This window comes from Anaerococcus lactolyticus ATCC 51172, from assembly GCF_000156575.1.
Taxonomy (GTDB): Bacteria; Bacillota; Clostridia; order Tissierellales; family Peptoniphilaceae; genus Anaerococcus; species Anaerococcus lactolyticus.
The window spans coordinates 1-1,421 of sequence record NZ_GG666051.1; the positions used below are offsets into that span (position 1 = coordinate 1).

Here is a 1,421-nt window from a genome sequence, read left to right on the forward strand (position 1 = left end):
CCAGCCATAAGCTGCTTTATGCCTAATTAGAGATTGTAAAATACTTGTAGTGTATCTGTATTTCCTATGAAATTGTAGTAAATATCAATTGTTTGGGTGATTTCTCCATTCACTACTTCTTTTTCGTGAACATAGATTTTTGAGATGAGTTCATTTAAGGTTTCTTTGTCCAGCTTCTTTATGTCCTTATGTTTTTTTATGAGTTCAATCCATTTTTTGACATTAATATCTTCAAGATCTTCTTTAACAATCAATTTTTGATTATCTTCTATTCTTTGATTTAGATAATCTTGTTCTTTCTGTGATTTTTCAAGAATTTTTTGGAAGTTGCTTTCACTTATCTTATTATCTAGCCAGTCATCATATAGTCTTTCAATCTTTTTAGTTAAGTCTTCTACTCTTATCTGATCTTCGTAAATCTTATCCATAATGAATTTTTGTTCTTCTTCATTATCAATTTCTCGTGATTTTTCAAGTGCTTTTATGATTTCTTTTTCGTCTTTTAATGCTATTTCTGCATTTTTCCTAATATCTTTAAGCACTATCTCATAAAGAGTGTCGTAATAAATTCTATGTTGACTACATAAAGACTTTCCGTATCTTCTATAAGTGTTACAAGTGAGTAACTTTTCTCTTTTTTTCGATTTGTTTCTTCCAAGATTTAAAGACTTTCCACAATCGGGACATTTCACAATGCCTGCAAATATACTTTCTTCTCCATTTTTAAATGGTCTTCTCCTGCTCTTTAATTTTTCATTTGCTATATTATAAATATCTTCAGAAATAATGGGTTCGTGTGTGTTTTCTACGATTATCCATTCCTCTTTGGGTTTATCTGATAACCAACCTACTTTGAATTTATAATTAACTTTTTGACTAGCAATATGACCAATATAAACTGGATTTTCAATAATTTCTTTTAGGGTTGTGCAGTCCCACCAATACTCTCCACCATCTACGGTCATTTCTAACTTAGTTTTTTTATTTCTAAGTCCTTTTTTTCTATTCCACCAGGTAGGTGTAGGTATTTTTTCTTCAAAAAGTCTTCTCCTAATTGCTTGTACTCCATAACCACTAAAAGCAAGATCAAAAATTTTTTCAACAATCCATGAAGTTTCATCATCGATTACTAATTTATGTGGATCATCATTGTCTTTCCTATATCCTATTGGAGCAAGACAACCAATAAATTTTCCTTGCCTTGCCCTTGTCATATAGGCAGATTTCATCTTTTTGGAAACATCTCTTGAATAAAACTCGTTTAAAACATTTTTAAAAGGAACTATTTCGTTGTTTTCTTGAAAGGTATCTACTCCATCATTTAAAGCTATATATCTGACATTGTTCTTTGGGAAGAAATTTTCTGTATAGTATCCAGTCTGCAAATAGTTTCTTCCAAGCCTTGATAAGTCCTTAGTGAT

Annotated in this window: 1 protein-coding gene; it reads right to left on the reverse strand. The window is 30.4% G+C overall.

What is annotated here, in order from left to right:
* Positions 1 to 26 precede the first annotated feature (26 nt).
* On the reverse strand, positions 27 to 1,421 hold a 1,395-nt coding region (locus HMPREF0072_RS08925), incomplete at its 5' end, for a recombinase family protein (protein ID WP_004829656.1).